The organism is Saccharothrix sp. CB00851 (genome assembly GCF_001905065.1).
Taxonomy (GTDB): domain Bacteria; phylum Actinomycetota; class Actinomycetes; order Mycobacteriales; family Pseudonocardiaceae; genus Actinosynnema.
Genome location: NZ_LWLC01000065.1, coordinates 53064 through 79923, shown reverse-complemented (window position 1 = coordinate 79923; position 26860 = coordinate 53064). Strand labels below are relative to the sequence as shown.

At 72.0% G+C, this 26860-nt stretch carries 30 protein-coding genes; 6 read left to right on the top strand and 24 right to left on the bottom strand.

The genetic code is table 11. From position 1 onward, the window contains the following. Positions 1 to 102 precede the first annotated feature (102 nt). The 19 genes from A6A25_RS40085 to rimP all read right to left on the bottom strand — a co-directional run bounded on the left by A6A25_RS40085 (position 103) and on the right by rimP (position 18921). The gene (locus A6A25_RS40085) at positions 103 to 558 is read right to left on the bottom strand and encodes a tetratricopeptide repeat protein (protein WP_073899548.1); all 456 of its coding nucleotides are present in this window, start codon (positions 556 to 558) and stop codon (positions 103 to 105) included. A gap of 26 nt (positions 559 to 584) precedes the next feature. Then, complete coding sequence (dapB, locus tag A6A25_RS40080; protein ID WP_073899546.1) at positions 585 to 1343, bottom strand: 4-hydroxy-tetrahydrodipicolinate reductase; 759 nt, start codon at positions 1341 to 1343, stop codon at positions 585 to 587. Further along, entirely contained in the window at positions 1340 to 2668 is a 1329-nt protein-coding gene (locus A6A25_RS40075; protein WP_380734883.1) for a M16 family metallopeptidase, read from the bottom strand. The genes dapB and A6A25_RS40075 overlap by 4 nt, the downstream gene beginning before the upstream one ends. 74 nt (positions 2669 to 2742) lie before the next feature. After that, on the bottom strand, positions 2743 to 4986 hold the full coding sequence (locus tag A6A25_RS40070; RefSeq protein ID WP_073899542.1) for a polyribonucleotide nucleotidyltransferase: 2244 nt from the start codon (positions 4984 to 4986) through the stop codon (positions 2743 to 2745). Positions 4987 to 5207: 221 nt separating this feature from the next. Further along, entirely contained in the window at positions 5208 to 5477 is a 270-nt protein-coding gene (gene rpsO, locus A6A25_RS40065) for a 30S ribosomal protein S15 (RefSeq protein ID WP_073899540.1), read from the bottom strand. A 124-nt stretch (positions 5478 to 5601) separates the two neighbouring features. Next, a complete protein-coding gene (locus A6A25_RS44490) occupies positions 5602 to 6054 on the bottom strand; it encodes a 2'-5' RNA ligase family protein (protein WP_158073907.1) in 453 nt (150 codons plus the stop codon). A gap of 83 nt (positions 6055 to 6137) precedes the next feature. Then, positions 6138 to 6626, bottom strand: a complete 489-nt coding sequence (locus A6A25_RS44485; RefSeq protein ID WP_073899538.1) for a helix-turn-helix domain-containing protein — start codon at positions 6624 to 6626, stop codon at positions 6138 to 6140. A gap of 91 nt (positions 6627 to 6717) precedes the next feature. Next, positions 6718 to 7659 (bottom strand): bifunctional riboflavin kinase/FAD synthetase, encoded by a 942-nt coding sequence (locus A6A25_RS40050; protein WP_073899536.1) that lies wholly within the window; start codon positions 7657 to 7659, stop codon positions 6718 to 6720. A gap of 50 nt (positions 7660 to 7709) precedes the next feature. Beyond that, positions 7710 to 8105, bottom strand: a complete 396-nt coding sequence (locus A6A25_RS40045; RefSeq protein WP_143193723.1) for a hypothetical protein — start codon at positions 8103 to 8105, stop codon at positions 7710 to 7712. A 16-nt stretch (positions 8106 to 8121) separates the two neighbouring features. Next, positions 8122 to 9021, bottom strand: coding sequence for a tRNA pseudouridine(55) synthase TruB (gene truB, locus A6A25_RS40040; protein WP_073899532.1), 900 nt, complete (start codon positions 9019 to 9021; stop codon positions 8122 to 8124). A gap of 66 nt (positions 9022 to 9087) precedes the next feature. Continuing rightward, entirely contained in the window at positions 9088 to 10410 is a 1323-nt protein-coding gene (locus A6A25_RS40035) for an MFS transporter (RefSeq protein ID WP_073899530.1), read from the bottom strand. Between the two features lie 100 nt (positions 10411 to 10510). After that, complete coding sequence (locus tag A6A25_RS40030) at positions 10511 to 11809, bottom strand: MATE family efflux transporter (protein WP_073899528.1); 1299 nt, start codon at positions 11807 to 11809, stop codon at positions 10511 to 10513. A gap of 106 nt (positions 11810 to 11915) precedes the next feature. Then, positions 11916 to 12893 (bottom strand): DHH family phosphoesterase, encoded by a 978-nt coding sequence (locus A6A25_RS40025; protein ID WP_073899840.1) that lies wholly within the window; start codon positions 12891 to 12893, stop codon positions 11916 to 11918. 73 nt (positions 12894 to 12966) lie between these two features. Then, positions 12967 to 13416: a 30S ribosome-binding factor RbfA gene (rbfA, locus tag A6A25_RS40020; RefSeq protein WP_073899526.1), complete on the bottom strand. Its 450-nt coding sequence runs from the start codon at positions 13414 to 13416 to the stop codon at positions 12967 to 12969. Positions 13417 to 13466: 50 nt separating this feature from the next. After that, on the bottom strand, positions 13467 to 13763 hold the full coding sequence (locus A6A25_RS40015; protein ID WP_073899524.1) for a DUF503 domain-containing protein: 297 nt from the start codon (positions 13761 to 13763) through the stop codon (positions 13467 to 13469). Positions 13764 to 13835: 72 nt separating this feature from the next. Next, positions 13836 to 16922 (bottom strand): translation initiation factor IF-2, encoded by a 3087-nt coding sequence (gene infB / locus A6A25_RS40010; protein ID WP_073899522.1) that lies wholly within the window; start codon positions 16920 to 16922, stop codon positions 13836 to 13838. Between the two features lie 88 nt (positions 16923 to 17010). Next, on the bottom strand, positions 17011 to 17436 hold the full coding sequence (locus A6A25_RS40005) for a DUF448 domain-containing protein (RefSeq protein WP_083669075.1): 426 nt from the start codon (positions 17434 to 17436) through the stop codon (positions 17011 to 17013). Beyond that, complete coding sequence (gene nusA, locus A6A25_RS40000; RefSeq protein ID WP_073899520.1) at positions 17378 to 18400, bottom strand: transcription termination factor NusA; 1023 nt, start codon at positions 18398 to 18400, stop codon at positions 17378 to 17380. Before nusA ends, A6A25_RS40005 begins: the two co-directional genes overlap by 59 nt. Beyond that, positions 18397 to 18921 (bottom strand): ribosome maturation factor RimP, encoded by a 525-nt coding sequence (gene rimP / locus A6A25_RS39995; protein ID WP_073899518.1) that lies wholly within the window; start codon positions 18919 to 18921, stop codon positions 18397 to 18399. Before rimP ends, nusA begins: the two co-directional genes overlap by 4 nt. Before the next feature lie 180 nt (positions 18922 to 19101). Here rimP and A6A25_RS45135 point away from each other — a divergent pair, with 180 nt between their 5' ends. Then, a complete protein-coding gene (locus tag A6A25_RS45135; RefSeq protein ID WP_241829173.1) occupies positions 19102 to 19545 on the top strand; it encodes a hypothetical protein in 444 nt (147 codons plus the stop codon). Beyond that, a complete protein-coding gene (locus A6A25_RS45130; protein ID WP_241829172.1) occupies positions 19542 to 19976 on the top strand; it encodes a ferritin-like domain-containing protein in 435 nt (144 codons plus the stop codon). Before A6A25_RS45135 ends, A6A25_RS45130 begins: the two co-directional genes overlap by 4 nt. Here A6A25_RS45130 and A6A25_RS39985 read toward each other — a convergent pair whose 3' ends face one another. The 4 genes from A6A25_RS39985 to A6A25_RS39970 are packed head-to-tail and all read right to left on the bottom strand — an operon-like array spanning position 19977 to position 23053. Beyond that, positions 19977 to 20732 carry a hypothetical protein gene (locus tag A6A25_RS39985; protein WP_143193722.1) on the bottom strand — a complete coding sequence of 252 codons (756 nt, stop codon included), beginning with the start codon at positions 20730 to 20732 and terminating at the stop codon, positions 19977 to 19979. A 25-nt stretch (positions 20733 to 20757) separates the two neighbouring features. Next, the gene (locus tag A6A25_RS39980; protein ID WP_073899514.1) at positions 20758 to 21759 is read right to left on the bottom strand and encodes an aminotransferase class V-fold PLP-dependent enzyme; all 1002 of its coding nucleotides are present in this window, start codon (positions 21757 to 21759) and stop codon (positions 20758 to 20760) included. Positions 21760 to 21766: 7 nt separating this feature from the next. Then, the gene (locus A6A25_RS39975; protein WP_073899512.1) at positions 21767 to 22246 is read right to left on the bottom strand and encodes a DUF4442 domain-containing protein; all 480 of its coding nucleotides are present in this window, start codon (positions 22244 to 22246) and stop codon (positions 21767 to 21769) included. A gap of 30 nt (positions 22247 to 22276) precedes the next feature. After that, complete coding sequence (locus tag A6A25_RS39970; protein ID WP_073899838.1) at positions 22277 to 23053, bottom strand: SDR family oxidoreductase; 777 nt, start codon at positions 23051 to 23053, stop codon at positions 22277 to 22279. 57 nt (positions 23054 to 23110) lie between these two features. On the opposite strand from A6A25_RS39970, the gene A6A25_RS39965 reads away from it, so the two are divergent. Continuing rightward, positions 23111 to 23518: a YjbQ family protein gene (locus tag A6A25_RS39965; RefSeq protein ID WP_073899510.1), complete on the top strand. Its 408-nt coding sequence runs from the start codon at positions 23111 to 23113 to the stop codon at positions 23516 to 23518. Here A6A25_RS39965 and A6A25_RS39960 read toward each other — a convergent pair. After that, entirely contained in the window at positions 23414 to 24445 is a 1032-nt protein-coding gene (locus tag A6A25_RS39960; RefSeq protein ID WP_073899508.1) for a hypothetical protein, read from the bottom strand. The genes A6A25_RS39965 and A6A25_RS39960 overlap by 105 nt on opposite strands. A gap of 126 nt (positions 24446 to 24571) precedes the next feature. On the opposite strand from A6A25_RS39960, the gene A6A25_RS39955 reads away from it, so the two are divergent. The 3 genes from A6A25_RS39955 to A6A25_RS39945 are packed head-to-tail and all read left to right on the top strand — an operon-like array spanning position 24572 to position 26852. Continuing rightward, complete coding sequence (locus A6A25_RS39955; RefSeq protein WP_073899506.1) at positions 24572 to 25483, top strand: hypothetical protein; 912 nt, start codon at positions 24572 to 24574, stop codon at positions 25481 to 25483. Then, positions 25480 to 26175: a hypothetical protein gene (locus A6A25_RS39950; RefSeq protein WP_073899504.1), complete on the top strand. Its 696-nt coding sequence runs from the start codon at positions 25480 to 25482 to the stop codon at positions 26173 to 26175. Before A6A25_RS39955 ends, A6A25_RS39950 begins: the two co-directional genes overlap by 4 nt. Further along, the gene (locus A6A25_RS39945) at positions 26172 to 26852 is read left to right on the top strand and encodes an HAD family hydrolase (protein ID WP_073899502.1); all 681 of its coding nucleotides are present in this window, start codon (positions 26172 to 26174) and stop codon (positions 26850 to 26852) included. The genes A6A25_RS39950 and A6A25_RS39945 overlap by 4 nt, the downstream gene beginning before the upstream one ends. Positions 26853 to 26860: the final 8 nt, after the last annotated feature.

The following is a 26860-nucleotide window of genomic DNA, read 5'->3' as shown; positions in this document are numbered from 1 at the left end:
TTCTCGCAAGTCTTAGCCACACACCCACGGTAACCAGGCAGCCCGGAAGATCCAAGGCAAGAGAACGTTAAGACCGGATGAATCACACCCAGGCAGGCCGATCTACACCCGATTCGTCGGCGACTGGAATAGGTCGATCGCTTTGCGCATCGTCTCCCGCGCCCGGCCGCGGTCACCGGCCAGGTCGTAGGCCTGGGCCAGCAGGAACCACGCCCGCCAGTCGCCGGGCCGCGCCTCGACCTCGGCCCGGCGCTGTTCGAACCACTCGTCGGCCGCCTCACGGTCCACCCGTCCGGACGGGCGACGCGGCAACCCGGAGGTGTCGAGGAGACCGCCCTCGGCGTCGAGCTGCCGCGCCATCCGCTCGGTGGTGAAGCCGAACTTCAGGTTCGTCCACGCGATCCACGCGCCGATCAGCGGCAGCACCAGCACGCCGACGCCCAGGCCGATGCCGACCGGGTCGCCGGTGCCCAGCAGCACCACGGCCCGGCCGCCGAGCAGCACGAAGTACACCGCCAGCGCGGCGGTGATCAGGAACGCGACGGTACGGGTCTTCATCGCCGGGCCACTTCCACGCCGACCGATCAGAGGTCCATGTACTTGTCGAGCCCCACGGACAACCCGGGGTGCTTCGCGATCGACCGCACGGCCAGCAGCACGCCCGGCATGAACGACTTGCGGTCCAGCGAGTCGTGCCGCAGCGTCAGCGTCTCGCCCTCCGTGCCGAACACGACTTCCTGGTGGGCGATCAGCCCGGCCACCCGCAGCGAGTGCACCCGCACGTCACCGACGAGCGTGCCCCGCGCGCCAGGGGCCTCCTGCGTCGTCGCGTCGGGCATCGCGCCCAGGCCCGCCGCCTCCCGCGCCTGCGAGATCAGCCGGGCGGTGTGCGCGGCGGTGCCGGACGGCGCGTCCACCTTGCGCGGGTGGTGCAGCTCGATGACCTCGACCGACTCGTAGTACGGCGCGGCCAACTCGGCGAACCGCATGGACAGCACCGCGCCGATGGCGAAGTTCGGCGCGATCAGCACGCCCAGCTCCGGCTTCGGCGCCAGCCACTCGGCGACGGTGCCCAGCCGCTGCGCGTCGAACCCGGAGGTGCCGACGACGGCGTGGATGTCGTTGTCCACGCAGAACCGGATGTTGTCCATCACCACCTCGGGGCTGGTGAAGTCGACCGCGACCTGCGCACCGGCGTCGGCCAGGTTGAACAGCCAGTCGCCCGCGTCGACCATCGCGACGACTTCCATGTCCTGCGCGGCCTCGACCGCTCGGCACACCTCGGCGCCCATGCGGCCCCTGGCGCCGATGACGCCTACGCGGAGCGGTTCTGCGGAACTCAAGAGATCACCTCGTGCACCTGGGACGGCAGATCGTCGGCGTGAGCGTAAGGGCCGACCACGGCGGCGGCGACGGGGCGTCGCAGCAAGTCCCGCGCCAACGTCGCCACGTCGGCCGCGGTCACCTCGTCGATGCGCGCCAGCGTCTGCTCCACGGACAGGTAGTCGCCGTAGTTCAGCTCGCCCTTGCCGATGCGCGACATCCGCGAGCTGGTGTCCTCCAGGCCCAGCACGAGCCCGCCGCGCAGCTGGCCCTTGCCGCGGGCCACCTCCGCGTCGCTCAGCCCTTCCCGGGCCACGGTGGACAGCACGTCCCGCACCACGCCGGCCACGTCACCGAGCCGGTCCGGCTGGCAGCCCGCGTAGATCGACAACGTGCCCGCGTCCGCGTAGAGGCCGACCGACGAGTACACCTGGTACGCCAGGCCACGCCGTTCCCGGACCTCCTGGAACAGCCGCGAGCTCATGCCACCGCCCAACGCGGCGTTGAGCACGTTCAGCGCGAACCGGCGCTCGTCGTGCCGGTCCAGGCCGCGCACGCCCAGCATCAGGTGCGCCTGCTCGGTGTCGTCGGAGTGCAGCACCAGCTTGCGCGACCCCGGGATGCGGGCCCGGCCGGCCCGCGGCGCGACGGGCGTGCCGACGCGGTCGAGCCGGTCGCCGATCTGCTTGCGCACCAGGCGCGTCACCTGCGCGTGGTCGACGTTGCCCGCCACCGCGAGCACCATCCGCGGCAGCGTGTAGCGCTTCTTGTAGAAGCCGAACAGCGCGTCGCGGTCCATGTCCCCGATGGACCGCTCCGTGCCCAGCACCGGCCGTCCCAGGGCGTGCTCGCCCATCAGGGCGTCCAGGAACGCGTCGTGCAGCAGGTCTTCCGGGTCGTCGTCGCGCATGGCGATCTCTTCGAGCACGACACCGCGCTCGGTCTCGAAGTCGCGCGGCTCGCACAGCGCGTCGAACACCACGTCGCACACGAGGTCCATGGCCAGCGGCAGGTCCTCGTCCAGGACGTGCGCGTAGTAGCAGGTGTGCTCCTTGGCGGTGAACGCGTTCAGCTCACCGCCGACCGCGTCGATCTCCTCGGCGATCTGCGCCGCCGTGCGGTTGGCCGTGCCCTTGAACAGCAGGTGCTCCAGGTAGTGCGCGGCGCCCGCGACCTCGACCCGCTCGTCGCGCGACCCGACCTGCACCCACAGGCCGACCGACGCCGAGCGCACGCCGGGGATGCGCTCGGTGATGACCCGCAGCCCGGACGGCAGCAGGCTGCGGCGCACGGCCAAGCCGCCGTCACCGCGTTCCAGCGACACCGTGCTGCCGGGCTTCTGCAGGTGCCCGAGCCTGCGCGTAAGCGGACGGCCGCGAGTGCTGGAAGCACCCGCGGCCGTCCCGTTGACGCTCGTCGTCACTGCGCGGAGGCCTCGGCCTCGGCGGGTGCGGCGTCCTTGGCGGGGTTGTCGGCGGCCGGGGCCGCGTCCGCGTCCTCGTTCACCAGCACCAGGCTGATCTTGCCGCGCTGGTCGATGTCCGCGATCTCGACGCGGAGCTTGTCGCCGACGTTGACCACGTCCTCGACCTTGTTGATGCGCTTGCCGTTGCCCAGCTTCGAGATGTGGATCAGGCCGTCCTTGCCCGGGAGCAGGGACACGAACGCGCCGAACGCCGCGGTCTTCACCACGGTGCCCAGGAAGCGCTCGCCGACCTTCGGCAGCTGCGGGTTCGCGATCGCGTTGATCAGGCCGATCGCGGCCTCGGCCGACGGGCCGTCCGCCGCGCCGACGTAGATCGTGCCGTCGTCCTCGATGGAGATGTCGGCACCGGTCTGCTCGGTGATCGAGTTGATCATCTTGCCCTTCGGGCCGATGACCTCGCCGATCTTGTCGGTCGGGATCTTGACCGACGTCACGCGCGGCGCGAACGGGCTCATCTCGTCCGGGCTGTCGATGGCCTCGGCCATGACCTCCAGGATGGTCAGGCGCGCGTCACGCGCCTGGCCCAGCGCGCTCGCCAGCACGTCGGACGGGATGCCGTCCAGCTTGGTGTCGAGCTGCAGCGCGGTCACGAACTCCTTGGTGCCGGCGACCTTGAAGTCCATGTCGCCGAACGCGTCCTCGGCACCGAGGATGTCGGTCAGCGCGACGTACTCCGTCTTGCCGTCGACCTCGTCGGACACCAGGCCCATGGCGATGCCCGAGACCGGCGCCTTCAGCGGCACACCGGCGTTGAGCAGCGACATCGTGGACGCGCAGACCGAGCCCATGGACGTCGAGCCGTTGGAGCCCAGCGCCTCGGACACCTGGCGGATCGCGTAGGGGAACTCCTCGCGCTTGGGCAGCACGGGCATCAGCGCCCGCTCGGCCAGCGCGCCGTGGCCGATCTCGCGCCGCTTGGGCGAGCCCACGCGGCCGGTCTCACCGGTGGAGAACGGCGGGAAGTTGTAGTGGTGCAGGTAGCGCTTGTGCGTCTCCGGGGACAGCGAGTCGATCTGCTGCTCCATGCGCAGCATGTTCAGCGTGGTGACACCCAGGATCTGGGTCTCGCCGCGCTCGAACAGCGCCGAGCCGTGCGCCCGCGGGATGACCTCGACCTCGGCCGACAGCGACCGGATCTCGGTGAGGCCGCGGCCGTCGATGCGGACCTTGTCGCGCAGGATCCGCTGGCGCACGAGCTTCTTGGTCAGCGAGCGGAACGCCGCGCCGACCTCCTTCTCGCGACCCTCGAACTGCTCGGCCAGCTTCTCCAGCACCGACGCCTTGACCTCGTCGATGCGGGACTCGCGCTCCTGCTTGCCGCCGATGGTCAGCGCCTGCGTCAGCTCGCCGCCCGCGGCCTGCTCGACGGCCTCGAAGGCGTCGGGCTGGTAGGCCGGGTAGGTCGGGAACTCGCCGGTGGCCTTCGCCGCGACCTGCGCCAGCTGGGCCTGCGCGTCGCACAGCACCTTGATGAACGGCTTGGCGGCCTCCAGGCCGGCGGCCACGACCTCTTCGGTCGGCGCCTGCGCGCCCTCGCCGATCAGGTCGATGACCTTCTCGGTGGCCTCGGCCTCGACCATCATGATCGCGACGTCGTCACCGACCACGCGGCCGGCGACGACCATGTCGAACACGGCCTTCTCCAGCTGCTCGTGGGTGGGGAACGCCACCCACTGGCCCTCGATCAGCGCCACCCGGACGCCGCCGATGGGGCCGGAGAACGGCAGGCCCGCCAGCTGCGTGGACGCCGACGCGGCGTTGATCGCCACGACGTCGTACAGGTCGGCCGGGTTCAGGCTCATCACCGTGATGACGACCTGGATCTCGTTGCGCAGACCGTCCACGAAGGACGGGCGCAGCGGCCGGTCGATGAGGCGACAGGTCAGGATCGCGTCGGTCGACGGGCGGCCTTCGCGGCGGAAGAACGAGCCGGGGATGCGGCCCGCGGCGTACATGCGCTCCTCGACGTCCACCGTGAGGGGGAAGAAGTCGAAGTGCTCCTTGGGGTGCTTCGACGCCGTCGTCGCCGACAGCAGCATCGTCTCGTCGTCCAGGTAGGCGACGACCGAGCCCGCCGCCTGGCGGGCCAGGCGACCGGTCTCGAAGCGGATGGTGCGGGTGCCGAACCGACCGTTGTCGATCGTGGCGGAAGTCTCGTGGACCTCGATGTCCGTCATATGGGTACTCCTCGTCATGCGGGTCACAACGCGCCCATGGCGCGGGATCGCGGTTCGGACGAGGCCGGTCTTCGATCGAAGTCCCCTGGGTGTCTGCCACCAGGGGGCCACTACCGAGGACCGGCGAACTGTCGTCCCGTGCGCCGCGCGTGCTTCCCTCGTCTTTGTTTTGTCGAACGCCGAGGGGGAGTGACCGTGTGGTCACTCCCCCTCGGCACGTCTCACCTGCGCAGGCCGAGCCGACCGATCAGGTCGCGGTAGCGCTGGATGTCCACCTTCTGGAGGTAGTTCAGCAGCCGGCGGCGCCGGCCGACCAGCAGGAGCAGGCCACGACGCGAGTGGTGGTCGTGCTTGTGCTTCTTCAGGTGCTCGGTCAGGTCGGCGATGCGCTTGCTCAGCAGCGCGACCTGGGCCTCGGCGGAACCGGTGTCCGTGTCGTGGACGCCGTACTCGGCGAGGATGGTCTTCTTTTCCTGGGTGGTCAGTGCCACGTGTTCGCTACTCCTTGTACTGGTCAAGTGCCGTGCGGCCCCGCCCGGGGGCGGGGTAGTCGGTGCTGGCCGCCACGGACCACAGCCAGACCCAAATGTCGAGGCTACCAGCAGTACCGGGGCACTACGCGTTTGACGTGCTCAAGCGCACCCGGTCGAGGACGGTGTAGCCCTCCGCCGGGTCGCTGCGGACCAGGGCGACCTCCGTGGCCGTCCACTCACGACCGGTGAACTCCACGTGCGGCAGCACGGCGCCGCGGGCCACGGTGACGTGCGGTCGCCAGTCCGGCGGCACGTGGGCCGCCTCGCCCAGCTCGCCCAGCGGGCCGTCCACGCCGATCCACAGCACCTTGCGGAACGTGCCGCTGCCGCGCAGCCGCAGCACGGGCGCGGTGACGCGGTCCAAGCCGTCGAGCTGGTCGGCGGGTTCGGCTTCGCCGAAGAACCGGACGGTGACGTGCCAGCGGGCCGGGTGCTGCCAGCGCAGCCGCGGGTAGGCCCGGCGGAACGGGCGGAGGGCGTCGTGCAGCTCCTCGACGACGTCGTCGGGCGGGAAGAGGGCGGAGAAGAGGCTCACCAGCGGGCGGCGGTCGGTCGGGCGGCGGTCGGTCGGGCGGCGGTCGGTCGGGCGGCGGTCGGTCGGGCGGCGCCGGCGGGCGGTCAGGTGTCGCGGCCCTTGCCCGCGCGCCGCAGCAGCTCGGCCAAGGCGGGGAAGTCCTCGCCCAGCACGTCGGCGGCCTGCGACAGCTCGCGGCGGTCGGCCAGGCGGCGCAGGAACGGGAACACCACGGCCTCGTCGTCGGCGGCGCCGTTCACCGGCAGTGAGTCGCGGCTCACGGTCGGCTTCGACTGCCGCACGTCCTCCAGCGCGCGCTGCAGGGCCTCGGGAGCGCCGGACGCCACGTCGGGGGTGAGGACCTTGCGCTCCAGCATGATCATCCGGGCCAGCACGGAGGGGTTGCCGATCTTGGCCCGACGTCCGCTCATGACCTGGCTCAGCATCGGGGCGCTGATGCCGAGCACGTCCGCGAGCTGGGCCTGCGAGACGTTGAACGCGACCACCAGCCGGCGCACCCGGTCGCCCAGGGGTTCCCCGTACCACTCGCGCTGCAACGCGAGGTTGCGCTGGACGATCTTGTGGTCCTCCACCTTCGCCTCTCCCCTGACCGACGGACGTGACAGGCATCTTGCCAGGTAGTCACGCGTCACACGGCCGGTTCCACCCAGCTGGTTCAACCGGTCAGGCGTCACCCGGATCCGCTAGGAGGTCACGGGTCGTGGCGACGTCGCGGTGCATCTGCTCCAGCAGCGACTCGACGCTGTCGAACTTCTCCATGTCCCGCAGCCGGTCCACGAAGTCGAGCGCCACGCGCTGGCCGTAGAAGTCCTCGTCCACGTCGAGCACGAACGCCTCGACCCGCCGTTCCCGACCGGAGAACGTGGGGTTGGTGCCCACGCTCACGGCGGCCTTGAGGCGGCGGCCCGAGCCGTGCACGAACCAGCACGCGTACACGCCGTCCGCGGGCACGGCGGCGAACCGCGTGGTGGACAGGTTGGCCGTGGGGAAGCCGAGTTCCTTGCCCCGGCCGTCACCGCGCACCACGATGCCCTCCAGCCGGTGCGGCCTACCGAGCGCGTGCGCCGCGGCGGCCACGTCGCCCGCGTCGATGCACGCCCGGATGTAGGTCGACGAGTACGTCACACCGTCGTCGGTCACCAGGTCCGCCCCCTCGGTCACGAAACCGAACCGCTTGCCCAACGCGCGCAGCAGGTCCACGTTGCCCGCCGCCTTGTGGCCGAACGTGAAGTTCTCCCCCACCACCACGGCCGCCACGTGCAGCCGCTCCACCAGCACCTCGTGCGCGAACTCGTCGGCCGGGGTGCGCGCCACCTCGGCGGTGAACGGGATCACGCAGAACACGTCCACGCCCATGCCCTCGACCAGTTCGGCACGCCGGCGCAGGCTGGTCAGCTGGGCCGGGTGGCTGCCCGGCCGGACCACCTCGGACGGGTGCGGGTCGAAGGTGATCAGGACGCTGGGCACACCTCTGTCCGCGGCCAACCCGACCGCCCGGTTGATCAGCGCTTGGTGCCCGCGGTGCACCCCGTCGAACACGCCGATGGTCACGACGCAGCGACCCCAGCCGCCCGGCAGGTGGTCGAGCCCTCTCCAGCGTTGCACGCGGGCCAGCCTAGGGGGTCGACCGGAGCGTGCCGTCCGAGGTGGGGGGCTCAGTCGCGGCGGATGTCGCGGCCGGCTTGGTGGACCGTGCCGCCGTCGCGCGCGATCGCGGTCTGGTTGACCGTGGTCGGTGAGTTGACGGTGACCGAGCCGAGCGTGCCCGCCTGCACCACGGCGCCGTGCACGGTGCCGCTGATGCTGTTGGTCACCGTGGTCGTCGGCGCCTGCGGTTTCGGCTCGGCCGGGACGTCGGCCGGTGCGTCGGCCCGCGGTCCGGCCGGTGTCGGCTGCAGGCGCAGGGCGATGACCACGCCCAACGCGGTGAGCAACGCGACCGCCACCCAGGTCCACGGGTTCGCGCGTCCGTCGGTGGCCAGGTTGATCGCCACCCCCGTGGCCGAAGTCACCACACCGGCAGCGGCCGGCCACACCCATCTCCTCGCCATGTCTCCAAGGTAGGCCCTAGCCGACCGGAGCGAGTACCACCAACGGCTTCGCGATCGGGCCCTCGTCCTTCGCCAGCGCGACCACGTGGCCGTCCGGCCCGAAGACGCCGTACGTGCCGTCCAGCCCACCGGCGGCCAGGCGTTGGCCGTGCGACAGGGCGACCGCCTCGCGTGGTGCGATCTCGCGGCGCGGGAACGCGGTGGACACGGCGGCGTCCAGGTCCAGGGACAGTCCCGGCGCGCTCTCCAGCTGCTCCAGGGTCTTGGCCACGCGCAGGTCGAACGGGCCGACGCGGGTGCGGCGCAGGGCCGCCAGGTGGCCGCCGACGCCGAGGTCCGCGCCGAGGTCACGGGCCAGCGCGCGCACGTACGTGCCGGACGAGCACTCCACCATGACGTCGAGCTCGGTGGCGCCGTCCTCGCGGCGGATCGACAGCACGTCGAACCGGTGCACGGTCACCGGCCGCGCCGGGATCTCCACCGCCTCGCCCGCGCGGACCCGCGCGTAGGCCCGCTTGCCGTCGATCTTCACCGCGCTGACCGCGCTCGGCACCTGCTCGATCGCGCCGGTCAGCTTCGCCACCCCGGCCCGGATGGCGTCCTCGTCCACTTCGGACGCGTCGGCCGTGGACAGCACCTCGCCCTCGGCGTCGTCGGTCGTGGTGGCCGAGCCGAGGCGGATGGTCGACAGGTACGCCTTGCTGTCCAGCGCCAGGTGGCCGAGCAGCTTGGTGGCGCGCTCGATGCCGAGCACGAGCACGCCGGTCGCCATCGGGTCGAGCGTGCCCGCGTGCCCGACCTTGCGGGTGCCGAGGATGCGGCGGACCTTGGCCACCACGTCGTGCGAGGTCATGCCGTCGGGCTTGTCGATCACGACGAGGCCGGGCGGGACAGGAGGACGAGAAGTTGCGGACACGGTCGAGGATCCTAAGCCTCGACCGGCAACCTTTGCCCCGTGCGGTGAAGGTTGCCGGTCGCGGCACTAGGCCTCGACCAGTACGTCCCACCGACGGCGGCGCAGCTGCACGGGCACGGCCTCGCCGCGGTCCTCGGCGGCGAACACCGCGGCACGCGCCCGACGCCACCACACCACCGTGCGCCACACGCCCACCAGCAGCACCGCCACCACGGACAGGAACGCGACCCGGTAGGCCTGCGGCGCCGGCAGCGCGGGCTCGACCACGTCCAGCAGCACACCGACGACCAGGGCCATGAACGTGACCGCGGCGAACCCGCCGACGTTGGCCACGCCGGTCGCCGTGCTCACCCGGTGCAGCGGGTTGTAGTCGCGCACCAGCGCGAACGCCACGCCGGACGCCGGGTTGCCCAGCGCCAGCACGGCGAACAGCACGTACAGCGCGGGCGTCGGCAGCACACCGCCCGGCCAACCCAGCAGCACCGCCCAGCACAGCACGGCCACGCCCAGGTAGGAGCCGACGATCGGCATCCGCCACTCCGGCCGGTTGCCGATCACCGTGCCCATCACCGGCCCGGTCACGATCGCCACCAGCACCAGCGTGCTCAGCACCGCCGAGGCCGACGGCCGCGACAGGCCCTGCGCCTCGACCAGGTACGGGAAACCCCACAGCAGGCCGAGCACCGCGGGCGTGGACATCGACGTGAAGTGCACCCAGAACCCGAGCCGCGTGCTCGGCTCGCGCCACGCGTCCCGCACCTTCGCGCCCACCGCCCGCAGCGGCACCGGTTCGACCACCGGCTGCGGCACGCCGTCGGGCACCTCGCGGATCCGCCACGCGACCACCGCCGAGTACGCCGCCGTGGCCAGGCCCGCGGCCAGGAACGTCACCGTCCAGCCCGCGTTGTCCAGCAGCAACGTCAGCGGCACGGTCGCGACCAGGTTGCCCGCACCGCCCAGCGCCGCGGACAGCGTCATCACCAGCGTGAACCGGCGGGGCGGGAAGTGCGCGGCGGCCAGCCGCAGCACGCTGACCCACGTCATGGCGTCACCGACGCCGAGCACCGCGCGGGCGGCCAGGCCGAGCGGGTAGGAGTCGGCGACCGCGAACAGCACCTGGCCGACGCCCATGAGCAGGGCGGCGGCGGTCAGCACGCGGCGCGGGCCGAAGCGGTCCACCAGCAGGCCGGTGGGGATCTGCATCAGCGCGTAGAGGCCGATCTGCAGCACGGTGAACGTGCCGAGCCCGGCGGGGCCGACGGCGAAGCGGTCGCCCGCCTCCAGGCTGGCCACGCCGAGCGAGGTCCGGTGGAACAGGGCGGCGATGTAGACGAGGACGGCGGTTGACCAGATCAGCCACGCCTGCTTCGTGGCACGATCGACCGGCAAGGCGTCTCCTAGGCTCGCGTGCGGCGGCACTCCCAGTATCGAGAAACACTTGCCTGGTGTTAACGATTCCTGAGGGTGCCGCGCGCCACATCACGCCTGGTCACACCGCGCCTACCCGTGCCCACTCCCCCGACCGGGTCCGCGCGAGCACCAGCACGAGCCGCAGCACCATGAACGCCGACAGGCCGGTCCAGATCCCGGTCAGCCCCCAGCCGAACGCGGAGGACGCCCACACCAGCGGCAGGAACCCGAGCGCCGCCGAGGCGAGCGTCGCCGTGCGCAGGAACTTCGCGTCACCCGCGCCGAGCAGCACACCGTCCAGCGCGAACACCACGCCCGCGATCGGCTGCAGGCCGACGAAGAACCACCAGGCGTGCGGAATCTCGTCCAGCACGGCCCGGTCGGTGGTGAACACCATCGGCAGCGGGCCGGACAGCGCCGCGAACAGCACGCCGAGCAGCACGCCGAACCACAGCCCGTAGCCGGTCACCTGCCAGGCGAACCGGCGGGCCTGCTCTCGGCGTGCCGCGCCCAGCGCCGCGCCCACGATCGACTGCGCGGCGATCGCCAACGAGTCCAGCACGAGCGCGAGGAACGTCCACAGCTGCAGCACCACCTGGTGCGCGCCCACCGCGCCGACCGACGTGCGTGCGGCCACGGAGGCGGCGGACAGGAAGCACGCCTGGAACGCGAGGCTGCGCAGCACCAGGTCACGGCCGAGGCCCAGCTGTGCCCGCATCCGGTGCCGGTCGGGCCGCAGGCTCACCCGCTCCGAGCGCAGCGCCGTGAAGAACAACCCGGCCGACAGCGCCTGTGCGACCACGTTCGCCACCGCCGAGCCTTCGAGACCCCAGTGCGCGCCGTGCACCAGGACCGGGCACAGCACGGCCGAGATGCCGTTGCCGATCAGCACGTATCGCAGCGGTCGGCGGGTGTCCTGCACGCCGCGCATCCAGCCGTTACCCGCCATGGTGACCAGCACGAACGGCGCCCCGAACAACGCGATCCGCAGCCAGGAGACGGCGTTGTCGGCGACCTCGCCCCCACCGGCCAGCAGCCGTGCGGCGGGACCGGCCAGCAGCTGCCCGAGCACGATCACCAGGGCGCCGACGGCCAGCGCGAGCCACGTCGCCTGCACGCCCTCCTCGACCGCTTCCGCCCGCCGCCCGGCGCCGAACAGCCGCGCCGTGCGCGCCGTGGTGCCGTAGGAGAGGAACGTCAGCTGGGTCGCGACCTGCGTGAACAGCACGCCGCCCAGCGCGAGCCCGGCCAGCGGCAGCGCACCGAGGTGCCCCACGACCGCCGTGTCCACCAGCACGTACAGCGGCTCGGCCGCCAACACCACCAGCGCGGGCGCGGCCAACCCGACCACCCGCCGCGCCGGAACCCGCTCCTCCACCCGATCCCCTCAATGCACGACACACCCGCCGCGAGCGTTGGACTCTCGCGCGTGTCCTACGTTCGGAACGCGTGTGTCCTACGTTCGGAACACCCGAATTCAACGCTCAGGACGACCCGGCCACGGTTTCCAGGGCCGCACGCAGGTTCGCCAGCACCTCGTCGGCCTGGCCGGTGGCGGTGAAGCCCGCGGCCAGCCGGTGGCCACCGCCACCGAGCAGCTGAGCCACCTCGCGCACGTCCACCTCGCTCACCGCGCGCAACGACACCGACCACGACGACGGCCGCAGCTCCTTCAGCACCGCCGCCACCTCGGCCTCGGCCGTGGTGCGCACCAGGTCGACCACGCTCTCCACCTCCTCGGGCCGCAGCCCGGAGGCGTCCTCCAGCGTCACGACGGCGTGCACGAACCCCCGCCCGCCCGCGGCACCACGCTCCAGCCGTGCCCGGCTCAGCACCTTCGCCAGCATCCCGAGATACCCGAACGGGTGAGAGTCCATCAACGGACGAGCCACGGCTTCGGCGTCCACCCCGGCGGCGAGCAGCCGCGCCGCCACCTCGTGCGTCCGAGCCGACGCGTGCCGGAACGACCGCGTGTCCGTCACCAACCCCGCGTACACGCAGCGGGCCACCGGCTCGTCCAGCTCAACGCCCAGCTCGTCCAGCAGCCGCAGCACGACCAGCGCGGTCGCCTCGGCGCGGTCGTCCACCACGTTCACGTGCCCGAACCCCGGGTTCGACACGTGATGGTCCAACACCACCACCACACCGGCGGTGGACACCCGATCAGCCAATGGACCGAGCCGCCCGACACTGCCCGTGTCCAACGCGACCAGCACCGGCGGCGCGGCGGGCACCTCCGAAGCGGGCACCAGCAGCCCGGCCACGTCCAGGCTCCGCAGCGTCTCCGGCACCTCGTCCGGCGCCCCGAACGACACCCGGACCACCACGCCTCGGCGGTGCAGGGCCAACCCCAGCGCCAACGCGCTGCCCAACGCGTCCGCGTCGGGGTTCACGTGCGCCAGCAGCGTCACGTCAGTGGCCGCGGACAGGACGCGTGCGGCCTCGGCGAGGCCCGCGCTCAGGTCGTCGGACCGGCGGGCGCCGTCGGACGCGCCCAGGTCGTTCACGCTCGGATCGTTGTGCACGACGAGAACGCTAGTCGGCGTCCTCGGCCTCGCGCGCGGGCTTGTACGGGTCGGGTTCGCCCGCGGGCTGCGCGCCGTGCGCGATCCGCGCCACCTCGGCGTCCAGCTCCCGTGCCTTGGCCAGCAGCTCGTCCATCCGACGCGCCTCGTCGGGCACGGTGTCGGTGACGAACGACAGGGTCGGCGTGAACCGGACACCGGTCTGCTGGCCGACCATGGTGCGCAGCACGCCCTTGGCCTTCTCCAGCGCCGCCGCGGCACCCGCGAAGTCCGGTTCGGAGTCCAGCTTCTCGCCGAGCACGGTGTAGTAGATCGTCGCGTCGTGCAGGTCGCCGGTCACCCTGGTGTCCGTGATGGTGACGCGGGCCAGCCTCGGGTCCTTCACCTCGTGCTCCAGCGCGGAAGCCACGATCTGCGAGATCCGCTTGGCCAGCTTGCGAGCCCGTGCCTGGTCGGCCACGGCGCTCCCCTCCTGTCGTTGCGATGTGCCGCCGCGAAAGGGCGACGTTGCTAGTCGTCCTCCGGCCCGACCAGCCTGTGGCGGGCGGAGAGAAGTTCCAATTCCGGCCGTCCGGCCACCAGCCGCTCGCAGGCGGCCATCACGTCCCTCACATGCTCGGCGTCGGCGGCGACGGCCGCCACTCCGATCAGGGCGCGGCGGTGCAGGTCCAGGTGACCCGCCTCGGCCACCGACACCTCGAACTTGCGGCGCAGCTCGGCCACGATGGGCCGCACCACGGACCGCTTCTGCTTCAACGAGTGCACGTCGCCGAGCAGCACGTCCAACTCAAGGGCACCGACGAACACAGTTGATCACCAGGGGGTGTCCAGGGGTGCGGGGCCGCCGGTCACGACGGCCCCGCACCTGGCTGAAGACGATCAGGCGCGCGGCTTCTCGCGCATCTCGAACGTCTCGATGATGTCGCCGACCTTCAGGTCGCTGTAGTTGCCGAGCGTCAGACCACACTCGAAGCCCTCGCGGACCTCGGTCGCGTCGTCCTTGAACCGGCGCAGCGAGCTGATCGGCAGGTTCTCCTGCACGACGTTGTTGTCGCGCAGCAGGCGGGCCCGGGCGTTGCGCCGGATCTCGCCCGACATCACGAGGCAACCCGCGATCGTGCCGACCTTGGAGGACTTGAAGACCTCGCGGACCTCCGCGCGGCCCAGCTGGACCTCTTCGTACTCCGGCTTGAGCATGCCCTTGAGGGCCTGCTCGATCTCGTCGATCGCCTGGTAGATCACCGTGTAGTAGCGGACGTCCACGCCCTCGCGGTTGGCGAGCTCGGTGGCCTTGCCCTCGGCCCGGACGTTGAAGCCCAGGACGATGGCGCTACCCGCGACGGCGAGGTTGATGTCGCCTTCGGTGATGCCACCGACGCCGCGGTGGATGACCCGCAGCTCGACGTCGTCGCCGACCTCGATCTTCATGAGCGCGTCCTCGAGGGCCTCGACGGTACCCGAGTTGTCACCCTTGATGATCAAGGTGAGGGCGCTGGTCTCCTTCAGCGCGGCGTCCAGGTCCTCCAGGCTGACGCGCTTGCGCTTCGCGGCGTTCATCGCGTTGCGGTTGCGGGCCTGGCGGCGCTCGGCGATCTGCCGGGCCACCCGGTCCTCTTCCACCACGAGGAACGTGTCACCCGCGCCTGGCACCGAGGTCAGACCGATGACCTGCACCGGACGCGACGGGGTCGCCTCGGTGACGTCCACGCCGTGCTCGTCCACCATGCGGCGCACGCGACCGTAGGCGGCGCCCGCCACGATCGAGTCACCCACGCGGAGCGTGCCGCGCTGGACCAGCACCGTGGCCACCGGACCGCGACCGCGGTCGAGGTGCGCCTCGATGGCGACGCCCTGCGCCTCCATCTCCGGGTTGGCCCGCAGGTCGAGCGAGGCGTCGGCGGTCAGCAGGATCGCTTCCAGCAGGCCGTCGATGTTGATGCCCTGCTTCGCCGAGATGTCCACGAACATGGTGTCGCCGCCGTACTCCTCGGCGACCAGCCCGTACTCGGTGAGCTGCTGGCGGATCTTGGCGGGGTTGGCCCCCTCCTTGTCGATCTTGTTGACCGCGACCACGATCGGCGCACCCGCCGCCTGGGCGTGGTTGATCGCCTCGACCGTCTGCGGCATCACGCCGTCGTCGGCCGCCACCACGATGACCGCGATGTCGGTCGAGTTCGCACCACGCGCACGCATGGCGGTGAACGCCTCGTGACCCGGGGTGTCGATGAAGGTGATGAGGCGCTCGTTGCCCTCCAGCTCCGTGCGGACCTGGTAGGCACCGATGTGCTGGGTGATGCCACCGGCCTCGCCCTCGGCGACCTTCGCCTTGCGGATGGTGTCCAACAGGCGCGTCTTACCGTGGTCGACGTGACCCATGACGGTCACGACCGGCGGACGGATCTGGAGGTCCTCCTCGCCGCCGGCGTCGTCGCCGTAGGTGATGTCGAACGTCTCCAGCAGCTCGCGGTCCTCTTCCTCAGGGGACACGACCTGCACGTTGTAGTTCATCTCGGAGCCGAGCAGCTCCAGGATCTCGTCGGAGACGGACTGCGTCGCGGTGACCATCTCGCCGAGGTGGAACAGCACCTGCACCAGCGAAGCCGGGTTGGCGTTGATCTTGTCGGCGAAGTCGGTCAGCGAGGCGCCACGCGGCAGGCGGATCGTCTCGCCGCTGCCCTTGGGCAGGCGGACGCCACCGACCGACGGCGCCTGCATGTTGTCCATGTACTCCTGGCGCTTCTGCCGCTTCGACTTGCGACCGCGGCGCGCCGGACCACCGGGACGGCCGAAGGCACCCGCGGCACCGCCGCGACCGCCGGGACCGCCACCACCGGGACGACCGCGGAATCCGCCGCCACCACCGGCCGGTGCGCCACCGCCACCGCCGCCACCGCCGCCGGGGCGGAAGCCACCGCCGCCGCCACCGCCACCACCGGGACGGAAGCCACCGCCGCCGCCACCGCCACCACCGGGACGGAAGCCGCCACCGGCGCCGCCGCCACCACCGGGACGACCGCCGCCGCCACCGGGACCGCGGCCACCGCCGCCGCCACCGGGACCTCCGGGGCCACGACCGCCGCCACCGCCACCGGGGCGGGGCGCCGGGCGACCGGGCATCATGCCCGGGTTCGGCCTGGGCGGCATGTTGCCGGGGTTGGGCCGGGGACCGCCGGGAGCGCCGCCGGAGCCACCCGGACGGGGGGCCGGACGCGAGTCACCGGGCTTGGGGCCGGACGGCCGCTCGCCGCCACCCGGCGCGGCCGGGCGCGGAGCCTGCGGACGCGGCGCCGGAGCGCCACCGCCGACGCCGAACGGGTTGTTGCCCGGACGCGGCGGCCGCGGACCGGCTGGCTTGGGTGCCTGCGGACGCGGCGGGACCACGGACGGGGTGTTCTGCGCCGCCGCCGGCTGCTGCTGCGGTGCGCGGGGGCCGGGACGAGGGCCGGGGCCACTGGTCCGCGGCGCCTGCTGCGGAGCCTGCTGGGACTGCTGCTGCTGAGGTGCGGCGGCGGCAGCGGGCTTGGGCGCCGGGGTGGGCGTCGGGGCCGAGGCCGCCGCGGGCGCGGGGGCCTGCGGCTGCGCGGCGGGCGCGGCCGGAGCCGCGGGTGCCGGAGCGGCGGGCTTGGCCACCGGCTTCGGCGCCATCGGCTTCGGGCCGGGCACGGGGCGCGGACCCGGCTTGCCGGCCGGGGCCGACGGACGCGGGGTGCCCTCGGTCCTGGTCTCGCCCGAGGTCGAGCCGGTGCTCGACGGCGCGGGCTTCGGCGGTGCCGGGCGGGCACCTGCCGGCTTGGGCTTCGACTCGCCCTTGGCGTAGGCGTCACGGAGCCGCCGGGCCACCGGGGCCTCGACGGTGCTGGACGCGGACTTCACGTATTCGCCCTGGTCGGCGAGCTTGCTGAGTAGTTCTTTACTCGTGACACCGAGCTCTTTGGCGAGCTCGTGCACGCGGGCCTTACCTGCCACTGCACTCCTCTGTGAGGGAGGCCGGCGGGCAAGTCCCGTCGACCTCGTCTTAACGTCGCGCGTTCATGTCTTCAGCTTCACGGCTGACTCATGACGGGTCGACCTGCTTCCTTGCTTCCTGCTGGTCACGGGGCGATCCCGTGACCTCCTTCCCACCCTGCGCCAGGTGACCGCGCACGCGTTCCACGTCGAGCGGTCCCTGGACCCGGAAGGCCCTGGGGAACGCCCGTCGCTTCTCGGCGTTGCGGAGGCAGTCCGGATCGGGGTGCAGCCATGCTCCCCTACCGGGCAACCGTCGGCGTGTGTCCGGGACCACAGCCCCGTCCACGACCACCACGCGCAGCAGCTCGGAGGGCAACGTCCGAGCGCGGCATCCGATGCACGTACGAACCGGGCCGATGTGCGTGAGATCCGATCCCCGACGTTGAACCACTGAGAAGTCTATCCCCTGTTGCCTATTCAGCCGAACCGGATGTCGCCGCGCCCGCCGGAGCGGACCCGCCGGCCTCCGCATCACTGCGGATGTCGATGCGCCAGCCGGTCAGCCGCGCGGCCAGCCGGGCGTTCTGGCCCTCCTTGCCGATGGCGAGGGAGAGCTGGAAGTCCGGGACCACGACCCGTGCCGTCTTGGCGCGCTCGTCGAGCACCCGTACGGAGACAACCTTCGCCGGTGACAAGGCATTCCCGACGAACGTGGCGGGGTCGTCGGAGTGGTCGATGATGTCGATCTTCTCACCGGCCAGCTCGCTCATCACGTTGCGCACCCGGGCGCCCATCGGCCCGATGCACGCACCCTTGGCGTTGACGCCGGGGACGGTGGTGCGGACCGCGATCTTCGAACGGTGACCTGCCTCACGTGCCACCGCGGGGATCTCCACGGTGCCGTCGGCGATCTCGGGCACCTCGAGCGCGAAGAGGCGGCGGACGAGGTTCGGGTGCGTGCGCGACAGGGTGATCTGCGGGCCGCGCGCGCCGCGGGACACGCCAACGACGTAGCACTTGAGCCGCGAACCGTGCTCGTAGGACTCGCCGGGCACCTGCTCGGCGGGCGGCAGCACGCCTTCGGTGTCCCCGATCTGGACGACGACCATGCCGCGGGCGTTGGCGCGGGCGTCGCGCTGCACGACACCGGCGATGATCTCGCCCTCCTTGGCGGAGAACTCGCCGAACGTGCGCTCGTGCTCCGCGTCGCGCAGGCGCTGCAGGATGACCTGGCGGGCGGTGGTGGCGGCGATGCGGCCGAAACCCTCGGGGGTGTCGTCCCACTCCTCGGCCACGGTGCCGTCCGGGTTCAGCTCCTGCGCGAGCACGCGCACCACGCCGGTCTTGCGGTCGATCTCGACGCGCGAGTGCGAGTGGTGGCCCTCGGTGTGCTTGTAGGCGGTCAGCAGGGCGGTCTCGATGGCTTCGAGAACCGTGTCGAAGGGGATGTCCTTGTCCCGTTCGATCGCCCTGAGAGCGGCGATGTCGACGTTCACTCCGACTCCTCCTTCGGGTGCTTGCCTTCGAGGAGCGCGAGCTCTTCGACCGGCGGCTGCTTGAACTCGACTTCGACGACGGCGCGCTCGATCGTCCGGTACTCGACGCGGCGCAGCTCGCCCTTGACCAGCAGCACGACGCCGGTGTCGTCGGCATCGCCGACGCGGCCGAACCACTCCACCTGGTCCGGCTGCTTGACCTTCACCAGGCGCAGCCGGTTGCGCTTCCAGTGGCGCGGCCTGGTGAGCGGGCGGTCGGCACCGGGCGAGGTGACTTCGAGGGTGTACGGCCCGGCGATGAGGTGCTCGTGCGCGTCGAGGGCGGCGGACACGGCGCGACTGGCCTGCGCCACCTCGTCCAGGCCGATCCCCTCGTCGCCGTCCACGACCACCTTGACCAGCCTGCGACGCCCAGCCTGGTTCACGTCGAGCAGTTCGAGGTCGAAGCCGATCGCCTCGACCGCCTCCCGCACGACGGGTGTTAGCTGCGCGGCGAGTTCTCCGCGCGGCGGGCTGGACACGTGGTGACTCCAAGTTCTCTTCGAGTGCAGAGGGCACGGCAACCCCGGCCGACGCTGCACTTCGCCGGCCGTGGTCGCCCAGACTATCTCTTCCGGCGGCCTCCCACGTGCCACGGGCGATCACGACCGTTGCGGAACGAGCCGCGGGGGCCGGGTGGGGCTCTGGCAGGATCGGTGGACGTGATCGGAAGAACGGCGTTCAGCAGGCGCGCGGTGCTGCTGGCGACGGCCACGGCGCCGTTGGCAGTCGCGTGCACCACACCACCTCCCCCACCGCCGCCACCGGACCCGCTGGCGGAGTTGGTGAAGGCGGCGCGCTCGGACGCCGCGCTGGCCACGGCCGTCGGCGCACCCGAGACGGCCGCGGCGCGCACCGAGCACGCGGAGCGGTTGCAGGCGGAGGTCGACCGGGCCACGCCGCGGGTGCCGGGCGCGTCCGTGCCGCCGTCGACGTCGGCTTCGGTGGCACCGCCGGCGGGCGCGTCGCGGGAGGCGTTGGTGCCCGCGTTGCAGGCGGCGCAGAAGCAGGCGGGTGACCTGGTGGCGTCGGTCGAGGCGCACCGGGTGGGGTTGGTCGCCTCGGTGGCGGCCGGGTGCGCGAGCCTGGTGGAGGCGCTGTCGTGAGCGTGGAGGCGGTGCAGGACGCGTTGGCCGCGGAGCACGCGGCGGTGTGGACGTACGGGTTGGTGAGCGCGTTCATCGCGGTGCCGCAGCAGTCGGCGACGGTGGCGGACGGCGCCACGGCCCACCGGGCTCGGCGGGACGCGACGGAGCGGTGGTTGCGCGACGCCGGTGCCACGCCCCGACCCCCGGCGGCGGCCTACCTGCCGCCCCAGCCGGTGGACAGCGCGGCGTCGGCCGTGGCGGCGCTGATCGCGGTGGAGACGGATGCGTGCGTGGCGTGGCGCGGTGTGCTGGAGAGGACCGGTGACGCGGCGTTGCGGACATCGGCGTTGGACGCGTTGACGGTGTCGGCGGTGCGGGCGACGCGGTGGCGGAAGGTGGCCGGGGTGACGCCGACCTCGATCGCGTTCCCGGGTGCCGGGGTCGGCTGATCAGGCGTTGAGGTCGGCGGCGAGGCGGAAGGCGTCGTTGCTGATCCGCTTCATCAGCTGGTTGTGCGCGGTCTCGTCGGGGCCGTGCTTGACCGAGTCCGATTCGATGATGATCACGTCGCGGTCCTGCTGGCGGGCGGCGAACCCGCCGTTGGCCAGGGTGGTCAGGCTCGGCACCCGGACGGCGCCGTCCTTGACCAGGTCGTTGACGTTGCCGGTGCCGTCGCGGGTGGTCAGGTCCTTCAGCTTGGCGGCGTCCTCGGCCGTCTTCATCCGCACGATCGACACGGACGTGTAGACCCTCAGCCCATCAGGCGTGGTCGTCGTGTACAGACCGCGAGTGAGCTGCTGGCACGGCGTGTTCGTCAGGAACGTCTTGGTCTGCCCGTAGGCGTGCGACGCGCAGTCGCTGTCCTTCAGCGGCTCGGGCACGTCCGGCGACGCGGTGAACGCGAACTCGCCCGCCGGGGTGGACGTGGTCGCCGGTGTGCCGGTCGGGGTGTTGTTCTTCGGCATCACGACCAGCCACACCAGCCCGGACACCACGGCCACCCCGAGCAGGCCCAGGCCCTTGAGCACCATCCCGCGGCGCGAGCGCGGCGCGGGGGCCGCGGGCCCGCCACGGGGCGGGGGCGGCGAGCTCAGCAGCGAGTCCAGCTGCCCGATCTCCGACCGCCACAGGGGCGCGGTGTCGGACGGCCGGATGGGCGGGATCCGCTGCGTCACCTCTTCGGGTGATTCGGGAGGAACCGACACAAAGACCCACGGTAACGGACGAGGGTCAGTCGAGCGCCCTGAGCACCTGATCGACATCGTCCATCGTGTTGTACAGGTGGAACGCCAGGCGGGCGCGGCCCGCGCGGGTGCTGGAGCGCACGCCGGCCTTCGCGAGGCGGTCGGAGGGCAGGTCGAGGGACACGATCGCCGAGCCTCGCGGTGGCAGGCCCAGACCGGTGAGCAGGGCGTCGGCCAGGGTGACGTTGTGGTCGCGGACCGCGGCCAGGTCGAGCGAGGCCAGGTAGGGCAGCGACACGGCGGCACCGAACTGGGCCAGCCAGACCGGGGAGAGGTCGAGGCGGCGGGCGTCGGGCGCCAGCCGGAGCGGCAGGCCGTAGACGGTGTCCCAGGGGTCGTCACCGGCGTGCCAGTTCGCGGCGACGGGCACGGTGCGTTCCAGGGCGGACGGTGAGCACGCGAGCCAGGCGCAGCCGCGGGGTGACAGCAGGAACTTGTAGCCGATGGCCACGACCCAGTCGGCCCAGTGCAGGTCCAGGGGCAGCCAGCCGACGGCCTGGGAGGCGTCCAGCAGCACGGGCACGCCGGTGGCGCGCAGGCCGTCGAGGTCGACGACGCGGCCGTCGGCGGACTGCACGACGCTGACGGCGACGAGGTCGTGCCGGGGAGCTTCGGCCACGATGGCGTCGAGATCGACTTCGGTGACCCGCAGGCCGCGGGCGGCGAAGGGGAACGTCAGGCTGGTGAACTCGCCGCGGGCCACGAGGACCGACGCGTCGGCGGGCAGACCGGCCGCGACCAGGGCGACGAGCTGGGACGCCGAGGCGCCCATGGCGACGCGTTCGGACGGCACGCCGACGAGTTGGCCGAACGCCCGGCGCGCGGTGGTCGCGTGCTCGTCGGCGGCGCCCGGTCCGTCCGCGCCGACCGCCCACCGGCGCACGGCGTCCGCGACGGCCTCGGCGGTGGGGGTGGGCGGGACGCCGACGCTCGCGGTGTTCAGGTAGCCGAGGGGGACGTCGAAGGTCGAGCCGAAGGCGGAGCGCATGAGATCATCACACGGTCTCGGCGACCGCGCCGTCCACCGATTTGCGGTTCTTGCGCCGGGCGTAGACCTGCTTGCGGGTGCGGGCGACGACCTCGCCCGAGGAGTCCAGCACGTCGGTGGAGAACCAGAGCAGGGCCTTGTTGTTGTCCGCGGCTTGGGAGCGCAGCTCGTCCAGGTGCTCGTCGGTCAGGTGGAACTCGGCGTGGACGGTGCCGCGGCCGGGCTTGACGAACTCGATCTCGCCCGCCCGGTCCCACACCAGGTGCTCGCGGCCGAGGTGGTGGAGCACGAGCAGCATCCAGAACGGGTCGGTCATCGCGAACAGCGAGCCGCCGAAGTGGGTGCCCACGTAGTTGCGGTTCCACCAGTGCAGCCGCATCCGGACCTTGACGTGGCGGTAGTCGTCGGACAGCTCGACCACGCGGATGCCGGCGAACAGGAACGGTGGCCACAGGTTCATGCCGCGGCGCAAACGGGATGCCTTCACGGCGGCTATGTTACCAGCGAGTAATTAGCGTTAGTGCAGGGTGATGACGTTCTTCGTCACCTTCGCGGCGGCGTCCGAGCAGAGGAACGCGATCACACCCGCCACGTCCTCGGGCTGGGAGACGTCGTGCTCGGCGCGCACCGCGTCGTTGACCCAGCCCGTGTCGGTGACGCCCGGCTTGACCACGTTGGACGTGATGCCGTGCGGCCAGAGCTCGGTGGCCGCGGACATGGCGTAGTTGTCCAGCGCCGCCTTCGCCGCGCCGTAGGACACCTCGCTGGGGAAGCCGAGCGGGCCGCCGGAGGTCAGGCCGACGATGCGGCCCCAGTTGCCGCCGCGGGCGATGTGGCGGCGGGCGAACTCGGCGATCAGCAGCGCGCCCGCGCGGGCGTCCACGGCGAACTGCGCGTCGAACGTCTGCGGCGTGACGGCTTGGAGCACCCGGCCGAACTGGTCGGTCTCCACGGCCAGGAACGTGTCCTGCACCCAGCTGGAGGCGTTGTTGACCAGGATGTCGACCGGGCCGAAGACGCGTTCCGCGGTGTCGAACAGCGTGGTGGGCGCCAGCGGGTCGGTGAGGTCGATCTCGAGCGCGTGCGCCTTGCCACCCGCTTCGGTGATGGCGGCGACGACGTCGTCCGCGTCCGACTCGCGGGCGGTGAAGTACTCGCGCGGCAGGCTCGGGTCCGGCGCGGGCACGAACCGCAGGTAGGAGATGAGGACGTTGACACCCTGGGCCGCGAGGGCCTTGGCGGTCGCGGCGCCGATGCCCTGGTTGGCGCCGGTGACGATCGCGGTGTGGATCACGACGGCATCGTGCCTGATCGGGCGCCGGCGGCGCACGGCGTTTTAAGCTCTCCAGGCATGCGCAGCGAAGAGATCGAGGTCCGCACCGGCTCGACCGAGGTCGTCCACGACCTCACCCGCGCGTGCGAGGACTTCCTGGCCGACGTGGACGGCGACGGGCTGCTGCACGTCTGGGTGCCGCACGCGACCGCGGGCCTGGCGGTGCTGGAGACCGGCGCGGGCAGCGACGACGACCTGCTGGCCGCGTTGCGCGAACTGCTGCCCGCGGACGGGCGGTGGCGGCACCGGCACGGGACCCCCGGTCACGGTCGTGACCACGTGCTCCCCGCGCTCGTGCCGCCCTACGCGACGATCCCGGTGCTAGGCGGTGTGCTGGCGCTGGGCACCTGGCAGTCCGTCTGCCTGGTCGACACCAACGTCGACAACCCCGTCCGCAAGGTCCGGTTCACCTTTCTTCCCGGGTAGCAGCAGGAGGGCCAGGCCCGCGGCGGCGAGCCCCGCGAACACCCAGACCTGGGCGGCGTCCAGCGACCCACCGTGCAGCAGCGCGCGCAGCCCTTCGGTGGAGAACCGGAACGGCGTCCACGACCACAGCAGCGTCCGGTAGACGGGGTCGATCAGCTCCGGCACCTGGCCCGCGACGGCGGGCGCCATCAGGTACAGCGGCCCGAGCACGGCCATCGCCCGGATGCCGAGCAGCCTCAGCAACGCGCCTTGGACCAGCGCGAACGCCGCGCCGACCAGTGCGAGGTAACCGAGCACGTCCGCGGTGAGCGGGAGCGCCGAGTCCCAGAGGGCGAAGAAGCCCGCCACGACGGCGACGCCGAGCACGGTCGTGGTGACGACGCCCGTCAGCCGGCCGACGGGGGTCTCCTTGCGCGCGACCATGGTGAACGCCGCGGCGGCGACCAGGCCCGCGATCCACAGCAGCGCGGTCGCGGCCAGCGGCGCGGTGCGACCGGCGGCCGAGGACGGGTTGAGCGTGACGGTTTCGGCTCGCATGCCGGCGCCTTGGGCGACGCCGGACAGCACTTGCTGGGCGATCTGCGTGCCGGACGGGTTCACCGCGCCGGAGAGCACCACGGTGGCGCCGTCGGGCGCGAGTTCGAGCACTCCGTAGACCTGTTGGCGGGACAGGAGGTCCCTCGCCTCGTCGGGCGTGGCGACGCGCCACGAGACCTCCGCGGTGCCGCTGCCGGCGAGCTTGTCCGCGACGCCGCGCAGCGGTGGTGGCGCGTCGGTGCCGACGGCGACCGCCAGCGGTACCGCGTCCGGGTGGACCGTCGCTTGGACGCCGAACGTCAGCAGGCCCAGGACGAGCGCGACCACCGCGCCCGCGACGGCGGTGGCCACCGCGATGACCGACGGCGGCCGGTCGTGCAGTGCGGCCATGGCGTCCTCCTCAGTAGTTCATCATGTGTTGAATTAGAGGCTACGTCCGATCGGGTGGCGAAGTCAACGCGTGCTGAATTAATCGGAGCGGTCCTGGCCGCGATCCGCACCGGGTACGGTTTGGCCGTGACATACCCAGGTGACGGGCAGTCCGGCTGGGGCGGCCAGCCCAACCAGGGCGATTGGGGCCGGCAGGACCAGGGCTACCCGCAGCAGGTCTACCCGCAGAACTACGGCGGCTCCTACGGCGGTCTCGGGGTGTTCTCCGGCGGTGACGAGCCGCCACCCAAGAAGAGCAAGACCAAGATGTGGCTGGCGATCGGCGCCGTCGTCGTCGTGCTGGTCGGTGGCGGCGTGACCGCGTACGTGCTGACCCGACCGGACGACCAGGTCCCGATCGCGCAGAACACGACCAGCAGCACGGCCACGACGACGACCAAGCCGTCCACCACGGCCAAGTCGACGCCGTCGAGCGCGCCGCCACCCAGCTGCGAGGCCGCCAAGCAGGGCTGGAACTGCCTGCCCGTCCCCTCGCTGTCGTACAGCTACGACGTGCCCAAGGGCTGGACGCCGGTGAACAGCTCCGCGCCGGTCGAGGGCATGCCGGACGTGAAGCTGATCGGCCTGACCGTCACCGGCGCGTACGACTGCGACGGCCGGGAGTTCACCCGCGGCGGCGCGGGCGGTGTCGTCGTGCCGCAGACCGACCTGACCGCGGTGGCCAAGGACTTCGCCCAGAAGCTCGCCACCCAGTACTACAAGTCCGCGCCGAAGTCCGAGGTCGAGCTCGGCGAGCCGAAGCCGGTGACGGTCGCGGGCAACATCGAGGGCGTGCAGGTCGACGCCGTGGCCACCACTTCCGGCGACGAGTGCCTGGCCACCAAGGGCGTGGTGAAGGTCCTGGTCCTCAAGGGCGACAAGGGCTTCCACGTGTTCATGGCCAACGGCGACCTCGAAGGCGGACCGGACGAGCCGAAGCCGCCGACAGACGCCGACCTGCAGGTCATGGTCGACTCCGTGAAGCCGCTGAGCCGGTGAGCTACACCGGGCTGGGCGTCTACCAGCAGCAACCGCCGAAGCGGCCGAACCGCGCACCGCTGTGGATCGCGTTGGCCGTGGTCGCCGTGCTCGTCATCGGCGGCGGCGTCACCGCGTTCGTACTGCTGAACTCCGGTGACGACCGGGCCGTGCCACCGACCTCTTCGACCACGTCCACGCCCGAGCCGGAGTGGCAGCCGGTGGACGACTCGCAGGCGGGCGTGGCCTACGAGCTGCCGCCGTCGTGGGAGTTCAGCGGCGCCGGCGCGTCCGGGCGGATCAGGCTGACCACGTCGTACGTGTCGCGGCCGTTCCAGTGCCAGGGGCGCAGCATGATCCAAGCGCAGGCGGCGGCCGGTTCGATCATCGACGACGACCCGGAGCAGGTCGCCACCGAGTTGGTGAACCGGATCGCGGCGGGCGGGTACACGGTGAACGGCGCGGCGCCCGAGATCGGCGAGCCGCGGGTCGAGTCGGCCGACGACGACGTGGTGCGGGTCAGCGTCGAGGTGACGCCGAAGTCGGCCAACGCCTGCTACGCGCCCAAGGCCACGGTCAGCGCGGTGGCGCTGCGCAACGGGTCCAAGGTGTCGGTGTTCGTGCTCAACGTCGCCGAGGGCGGGCCGCACGTGGCCGAGGGACCGTCCGAGGACGACGTGAAGCGCATCCTGGGGAGCGTGCGGCTGTCGTGAACACGTTGGTGCTGTGGGACATCGACCTGACGTTGATCGACGCGCGCGGCATCGGGCGCGACTGGTACCGCACCGCGTTCCGCGCGACGTCGGGCCTGGAGCTCGTGCGCATGCCGACCTTCCCCGGCCGCACCGAACGCGCCATCACGCGGGAACTGTTGACGGCGCACGACCTGGAGCCCACCGAGGAACTGGTCGCCCGGATGCACGCGGCGCTGATCGACGTGGCCACGCGGGAACGGGACCAGCTGCCGGCCCGGGGGCACGTGCTGCCTGGCGCCCTGGCGGCGCTGAAAGCGTTGGCGGAGCGCGAGGACGTCGTGCAGTCGCTGGTCACCGGCAACCTCGTGGAGATCGCCCGGTACAAGCTGGCCGCGTTCGGGCTGGACGAGCACCTGGACTTCGAGATCGGCGGCTACGGCTCGGTGTCCGAGCACCGGCCCGCGCTGGTCCTGGAGGCCGTGCGGCTGGCCACGGCCAAGCACACCCGCGAGTTCCGGTCTGTGGTCATCGGCGACACGCCGCACGACGTGGACGCCGCGCTGCACCACGGCGCCGTCGCCATCGGTGTCGCGACGGGCCGCAGCAGCGCCGAGGAACTGCGGGAAGCGGGCGCGCACGTCGTGCTGGAGGACCTGTCCGACACGACGACCGTGCTGCGGGCTGTGTCGGGTTGAAGTCCGGG